Genomic DNA, 7,142 nt, shown 5'->3' on the forward strand with positions numbered 1-7,142 from the left:
GGACACGGAGCGCACCCTGTTGATCGAGTAGTCGGCGCAGCCGACGTATCGAGATCCGCGATCACCCGGCGTTCGGGAGGACGTGGATCTCGATACGCCCCTGCGGGGCTACTCGATCAGCAGGGCGGCGGCCCTCTGCGCGGGCTACTCGATCAGCGAGAGCCCGCTGCGCGAGCTACTCGATCAGCGGCGGCGTCAAACCGAGGCGTCGGCGAACCACGGCGTCGAGACCGTGGCGAGCGCCTCCACGCCCTGCACCGACGAGCGGAGCAGGTAGTGGTTCTGCTGGTCGTAGAGCGGCAGGATCCAGTAGCCGGACAGCACGATCTCCTGCGCCTGGCGGTACAGCTCGGCGCGCTCGTCCGCATCCGTCGTCGCGCTCGCCTGCTCGAGCAGCGCGTCGAGCGCCGGGTCGGCGATCTGCGCGTGGTTGGCGAAGTAGCCGCTGGGCGCCGGAGTGATGCCCGAGGAGGAGTAGAGGATCCGCAGGACGTCCGGCCCGACCTTCGTGTAGGGCGCGCTGACCAGCTCGTACTCGTTCGCCGCGAGGGCCGCGTACCAGCTCGAGAGGTCCAGCAGGCTGATCTCGACGTCGAAGCCGACGGCCTTCGCCGAGGCCTGGATCTGCTCGAAGAGCGACTGCTCGGCCGGGATCGACTGGTTCGTGCTGACCGGGAAGCGGAGCGTGAGCGGCTGCCCGTCCTTCTCGCGGATGCCGTCGCCGTCGGAGTCGGTCCACCCCGCGGTCTCGAGGAGCTCCTCCGCCGCGGCGATCTCGTCGTCGGAGCCGGCGTCCTCGAAGAGCGAGGGGTCGGAGTAGGCGGTCGCCTCGCTGCTCGACAGCGGCGAGTAGGAGCGCTCGGCGGTGCCGAAGAAGAGGGAGTCGATGGCGTCGTTCACGCCGACGGCGCGGAGGAACGCCTCGCGCACACCGGCGTCGTCGAACGGCGACTGGCCGCTGTTGAGCTCGAGGCGGTTGACCGAGCCGGGGCGCGGGGCGTCGAGCTCGACGAGGTCGGAGGCGTCGGTGGCGGCCTGCAGCGTGTCGGGCTGCGCGTTGTCGATCACGTCGACCTCGCCCGCCTGCAGCGCCGCGTAGCGGGTCGCCGAGTCGGGCAGGAAGCGCCACTCGATGCTCGAGAGGTACGCGGGGCCCTCGTGGCCGTCGCCGGTCGGGCCGGACGAGGCGTCGTAGGCGTCGTTGCGGGTGAGGGTCACGTGGTCCTGCTTGACCCACTCCGTCACGGTGAACGGACCGGTGCCGACGGGCGCCTCGCAGTTGGCGGCCTCGCCGCGCGCGATGCCGGCGGGCGACTGGATCGCCGTCCACGGCTGGGCGAGCGACTCGAGCAGCGCGCTGTCGGGGGCGCTGAGCGTGAAGCGCGCGACGGTCGGCGAGACGGCGGTGACCGACTCGACCTTGGCGACGGCGAGGTAGCCGGTCGAGGACTTGGTGGCCGGGTCCTGGAGGTGCGCGATGTTCGCGGCGACCGCCTCCGCGTCCAGCGGGGTGCCGTCGGTGAACTCGACGCCCTCGCGCAGCGTGAAGTCGTAGCTGAGCGCGTCGTCCGAGACGGTCCACGACTCCGCGAGCCACGGCGTGATCGTGCCGTCGGCCTCGCGCGAGACGAGCGACTCGAGCACCTGCGTCGCGAGCAGGGCCTGCGGGTAGTTGCCTCCGACGTGCGGGTCGAGGCAGGTGGGCTCGGCGTCGCCGGACGCGTAGGTGAGGACTCCGTCGGCGACGGGGGTCGCGGAGTCGCCTCCCGCGTCGGACTCGGCGGTGCAGCCGCTGAGCAGGAGGGCGCCGGCGGCGAGCGCGGCGGGGAGGATCAGAGAGCGGCGCATGACGTCTTTCGTGGAGGGGTCGGGAGTGCCGGGTTTCTTGGACGCGGCCCAGGAAACGCTAGCAGGACGCGCAGGCCCGCGGGCCGGGTCGCCCGGATCCGCTCCGCGAGGCTCAGCCGGCCGTCGACGCGCGCACGACCAGCTCGGGCTGGAAGAGCACCTGGCGCGGCTCGGCGTCGAGCAGCAGGTCGACCGCCGTCGCGCCGATCAGGGCGCTCGGCTGGCGGATGCTCGATAGCGGCACGACGGTCGCCGACGCGAACGCGATGTCGTCGTAGCCGATGAGGGCGATGTCCTCGGGCACGCGGACGTCACCCAGCAGCATCAGGGCCTGCAGCACCCCGACCGCGAGCAGGTCGTTCGCGCAGAACACGGCGTCGGGGCGGTCGGAGGGGTCGCGCGCGGCGAGACCGCGCCCCGCCTCGCGCCCGGCGAGCACCGACAGCGAGTCGGTCGCGATCTCCTCGAGCGAGGCCCCGTCGACCTCGCGCACCGCCGCGCGCGCTCCCGCGAGCCGATCGGCGACCTGGCGGATCGACTCCGGACCGCCCACCACGGCCAGGCGCCGGCGCCCGAGGCTCAGGAGGTGCTCCACGGCCAGGCGCCCGCCCGCCACGTCGTCGACGGCGACCGAGGAGAGCGCGGGGTCGAGCGAGTGGCGGTCGACGAGCACGCAGGGGATCCCGTGCGAGCGGAGGCGGTCGAGGCGCGTCGAGTCCTCCCCCAGCGGCGAGATGAGGACGCCGCCCACGCGCTGCTCCTCGAAGAGGTCGAGGTAGGCGGCCTCGCGGCGCGCGTCGTCGCCCGTGTTGCCGAGCAGGACGGCCAGTCCGGACTCCGCCGCGCGCGCCTCGGCGCCGCGAGCGAGGTCCGAGAAGAAGGGGTTGCCGGCGTCGAGGACGACGAGCCCGATGCTCCGGCTGCGACCGGCGCGCAGCTGCCGCGCGGCGTCGTTGCGGACGAAGCCCAGCTCGGCGATCGCCTCCTGCACGCGGCGGACCGACTCGGCGCCGACCCGCTCGGGCCGGTTGAGCACGTTCGAGACGGTGCCGACGGAGACGCCCGCTCGGGCGGCGACGTCGCGGACGCTCACGGACGGCACGGCGCCTCCTGGGGTCGGGCCGCGCGGCGGGCGGCGGTCCCGGAAGTATGGCACCGGCGCTCGGGGCGTCATCTCCGGGAATGGACGTGCACGGGTGAATGCCTAGTCCCTAGGCTGTGCCCTGACTCGATCATTGGAGCACGGCATGGCCCTCGCCAGCATCCCCGACACCGTCGCCGCCCTCCGGAAGGGCCGCCCCGTCATCGTCGTCGACGACGAGGACCGCGAGAACGAGGGCGACGTGGTCCTGGCCGCGCAGACCGCGAGCGCCGCGACGATCGCGTGGACGGTGCGCAACAGCTCCGGGTTCCTCTGCGCGCCGCTGACGAACGCGATCGCCGACCGCCTCGACCTCCCGCCGATGATCGCCGTCAACCAGGATCCGCGCGGCACCGCGTACACCGTCACGGTCGACGCGGCCGACCGGCTGAGCACCGGGATCAGCGCGGCCGACCGCGCGCACACCCTCCGGGTCCTCGCTGACCCCGATGCCGCTCCCACCGCCCTCACCCGGCCCGGCCACATCCTGCCGCTGCGCGCCGTCGACGGAGGGGTGCTCGAGCGCGACGGGCACACCGAGGCGGCCGTCGACCTGCTCCTGCTCGCGGGGCTGCACCCCGTCGCCGGCATCGCCGAGATCGTGGACGACGACGGCGAGATGGCGCGACTGCCGCGGCTGCTCGAGATCGGCCAGCGCGAGGACGTCCTCGTCACCTCGATCGAGCTGCTGCAGGCGTTCCTCCGCGAGCGCGGCGGGAGCAGGGACGCGCTCGACGCGGACGGCGCCGATGAGTAGGCCCGGGCCGGTGTCGCCGAGCCGGCTCTCGATCGACCGGCTCTCGCTGGTGACCAAGGTGGCCCGGCTGTACCACGAGGACGGGCTGCGCCAGCCCGAGATCGCGACGCGCCTGCACGTCTCGCAGTCGCGCGTCTCGCGGCTGCTGAAGGAGGCGGTCGCCCTCGGCATCGTGCGCACGATCGTGGTGCCGCCCGCGGGCGTGCACTCTGAGCTGGAGGACACGGTGCGCGACCGCTTCGGCCTCGCCGACGTGGTCGTCGCCGACACGAGCAGCGACGACGAGTACTCGATCCTCGCCGCGCTCAGCGGAGCGGGCGCGGCCTACTTCGAGACGACGCTGACCGGGCACGACCGGGTCGGGATCTCGTCGTGGTCCTCGACCCTGCTCGCGACGGTCGACAAGATGGCGCCGCGCACGGTCAGCACGGCCGACGTGATCGTGCAGGTGCTCGGCGGGCTGGGCACGGCGTCGGTGCAGATGAAGGCCACGCACCTGGTCGAGCGGATGGCGGCCGTCACCGGCGCCTCCCCGGTCTTCTTCTCGGCGCCCGGCATCGTCGCGAGCCGAGGCGCGCGCGACGCGATCCTCGAGGACCAGTTCGCCCGCGAGGTGCTGGACGAGTGGTCGCGGCTGACGGTGCTGATCGCCGGCATCGGCAGCGTCGCCCCCTCCCCCATGCTGAAGGACTCGGGCAACGCGATCTCGGCGACCGAGATCGACGCGCTCAGCGAGGCGGGCGCCGTGGGCGACATCTGCCTGCACTTCTTCGACGCGCAGGGCCGCCTGATCGAGACGGGCTTCTCGAAGCGGACGGTCGGGATCGACGCCGCCGCGATGCGCGCGGTGCCGCGGCGGGTCGGCATCGCCGGCGGCGCCCGCAAGTACGAGGCGGTGCGCGCGGCGCTGCGCGGCCGCTGGATCGACGTGATGATCACGGACGTCGACACGGCGCGGAGGCTCGCCGCCGAGCCCGAGGTCTGAGCGCTGCTCGGACGCCGTCGGGACCCGGCGGCGCGCCGATCACCAGATCGTGAAGCCGCCGTCGGCGAGCAGGTCGTGGCCGGTCACGAACGACGCGGCCGGCGACAGGAGGAACACCGCGGGCCCGGCCATCTCGTACGGCTCCGCGGTGCGCTGCATCGGCGTCTCCGTGGCGAAGACGGCGACCTGGTCGGCCACCTCGGGGCGGGAGTTCATCGGCGTCATCGTGTAGCCGGGGCTGAGCGAGTTGACCCGCACGCCGCGGGTCGCCCACTCGGCGGCGAGCGACTTCGAGAGGTGGATGACCGCGGCCTTCGCGCTGTTGTAGTGCGCCTGCATCAGTCCGCGGTTCGCGATGCTGCCCGACATCGAGGCGATGTTGACGATGGAGCCGCGCCCGTTCTCGAGCATGGCGCGCGCCTCGGCCTGGCTCGAGACGAAGACGCCGGTGACGTCGACGTCGTAGAGCCGCTTCCAGACGTCCAGCTCCATCTCCTCGGCGGGAGCCGCGTTGGCGATGCCCGCGGCGTTGACCGCGAGGGTGAGCGGGCCCAGCTCGGACTGGATCGTCGCGACCGCGGCGGCCATCGACTCCGGATCGGTGACGTCGGCCGGGACCGCGAGGGCGCGCCCTCCGGCGGCCTCGATGTCGGCGACAGACGCCGAGAAGTCGGCGCGCGGCAGGTCGACGAGGCCGACCGCGCCGCCGCTCTCGGCGATCCCGAGCGCGATCGCGCGGCCGATGCCGCTGGCGCCTCCGGTGACGAGGGCGACGTCGCCGTCGAGGCGGAAGGAGAGAGTGGGCATGATGCTCCTGATCGGGGTGGTGGACGGGTTCAGACGGTGGCGAGCGACATGACCGCGGCGGCCGAGGCGGAGTCGCCGTCGAGGATGCCCTGGTTGCGGCCCCGCGCGAGGACCATGACGCGGTGGGCGAGGCCGAGGACCTCGTCGAGGTCGGAGCTGACGACGATGACGGCCGTGCCGCCCTCGGCGAGGTCGCGGATGATCTCGTAGATCGAGGCGCGCGCTCCGACGTCGATGCCGCGGGTCGGCTCGTCGAGGATCACGACCTTGGGGCTGCGCTCGAGCCACTTGCCGATGACGACCTTCTGCTGGTTGCCGCCGGACATCGACGACGCGGCCTGGCCGAGCTGGCCCTTCACTCCCATCTTCTGCGAGATGGCGCTGGCCATCGCCAGCATCCGCTTCGGGGAGACCCAGCCGCCGCCGTCCTTCACCTTGTCGAGGTTGGGGAGGGTGATGTTCTCGGTGATGCTCTGCTCGAGCACGAGGCCCTGCTGCTTGCGGTCCTCCGGGATGAGGACGATGCCCTCGCGGATCGCGTCGCTCGGGCGGTGCGGGCGGAGGTTCCTGCCCTGGATCGTGATGGTGCCGGCCGAGACGCCGTCGGCGCCTCCGATCGCGCGGACCAGCTCGGTGCGACCTGCGCCGACGATGCCGGCGATGCCGAACACCTCGCCCTCGCGGACCTCGAAGCTGACGTCCTCGAAGCGGCCGTTGCTGCCGGTGAGGCCGTCGATGCCGAGGACCACGCGGGGACGGGGCGCCGCGATCTCGGGGAACAGGCGCTCGACCGAGCGGCCGACCATCTGCTCGACGAGCTGGTCGGGGTGGATGCGGCCGTCCTCGTGCTCGGCGATCTTGCGGCCGTCGCGCAGCACGACGATGCGGTCGGCGATCTGCGCGATCTCGGCGAGGCGGTGGCTGACGTAGACGAACGAGACGCCCTCGGCGCGGAGCGAGCGGACGGTCTCGAACAGCGCGTCCGTCTCGGCCTGGCCGAGGGCGGCGGTCGGCTCGTCGAGGATGAGCAGGCGCGCGTTCAGCATCAGAGCCTTGGCGATCTCGACCTGCTGCGCGCCGGCGACGCTCAGCTCGCGCACGAGCTGGTCCATCCGGCCCTGGAAGCCCAGGCGGCGCAGGTGCACCTCGGCCTGCTCGCGCATGGCCTTCGCGTTCACGAAGCCGGCCCTGCCGGGCCAGCGGCCGATGACCACGTTCTCGGCGACGGTCAGGTCGCCGAGCAGCCGGGTCTCCTGGTGGATCAGCCCGATGCCGACGGCGATCGCGTCGGCGGGGCTCGACGGCGAGTACGGCTCGCCGCGCCAGGTCATCGATCCGCTCGTCGGCGCCGTGACGCCCGCGATGATCGAGGAGAGCGTGGACTTGCCCGCGCCGTTCTCGCCCAGGAGCGCGACGACCTCTCCCGGCCGGATCTCGAGGTCGACCCCGTCCAGGGCGGTCGTCCCGGGGTAGATCTTGGTCGCTCCGGTGACGACGAGCCCCGGCTCGGTCGAGCGCGGCGAGGTCTGCTGCTCCATGGTGCATCTCCTTCGATGTCGGCGGGAGGAAGGGGGGAGGCGGGCGGCGCCGGGTGGGCGCCGCCC

General features: G+C 72.9%; 5 protein-coding genes and 1 pseudogene. 2 read left to right on the top strand and 4 right to left on the bottom strand.

Features of this window, described 5'->3' with window-relative positions; all coding sequences use genetic code 11:
* Positions 1-195: 195 nt before the first annotated feature.
* Both ASF46_RS15165 and ASF46_RS15170 read right to left on the bottom strand, forming a co-directional pair.
* Positions 196-1,848, bottom strand: a complete 1,653-nt coding sequence (locus ASF46_RS15165) for an ABC transporter substrate-binding protein (RefSeq protein ID WP_056868311.1) — start codon at positions 1,846-1,848, stop codon at positions 196-198.
* A 112-nt stretch (positions 1,849-1,960) separates the two neighbouring features.
* On the bottom strand, positions 1,961-2,950 hold the full coding sequence (locus tag ASF46_RS15170; protein WP_056868312.1) for a LacI family DNA-binding transcriptional regulator: 990 nt from the start codon (positions 2,948-2,950) through the stop codon (positions 1,961-1,963).
* Positions 2,951-3,095: 145 nt separating this feature from the next.
* Between ASF46_RS15170 and ribB the strand changes: the two are divergent.
* Both ribB and ASF46_RS15180 read left to right on the top strand, forming a co-directional pair.
* Positions 3,096-3,698 (top strand): annotated as a pseudogene (ribB, locus tag ASF46_RS15175) (3,4-dihydroxy-2-butanone-4-phosphate synthase); the annotation flags it as partial.
* 40 nt (positions 3,699-3,738) lie between these two features.
* Positions 3,739-4,731, top strand: a complete 993-nt coding sequence (locus tag ASF46_RS15180; RefSeq protein ID WP_056868313.1) for a sugar-binding transcriptional regulator — start codon at positions 3,739-3,741, stop codon at positions 4,729-4,731.
* 39 nt (positions 4,732-4,770) lie between these two features.
* Here the strand turns inward: ASF46_RS15180 and ASF46_RS15185 are convergent, their stop codons facing one another.
* Together ASF46_RS15185 and ASF46_RS19465 are read right to left on the bottom strand one after the other, a co-directional pair.
* A complete protein-coding gene (locus ASF46_RS15185; protein ID WP_056868314.1) occupies positions 4,771-5,538 on the bottom strand; it encodes an SDR family oxidoreductase in 768 nt (255 codons plus the stop codon).
* A gap of 29 nt (positions 5,539-5,567) precedes the next feature.
* The gene (locus tag ASF46_RS19465) at positions 5,568-7,076 is read right to left on the bottom strand and encodes a sugar ABC transporter ATP-binding protein (protein WP_056868633.1); all 1,509 of its coding nucleotides are present in this window, start codon (positions 7,074-7,076) and stop codon (positions 5,568-5,570) included.
* Positions 7,077-7,142 lie beyond the last annotated feature (66 nt).

The organism is Rathayibacter sp. Leaf296 (genome assembly GCF_001423045.1).
In the GTDB taxonomy this organism is placed as follows: domain Bacteria; phylum Actinomycetota; class Actinomycetes; order Actinomycetales; family Microbacteriaceae; genus Rathayibacter; species Rathayibacter caricis.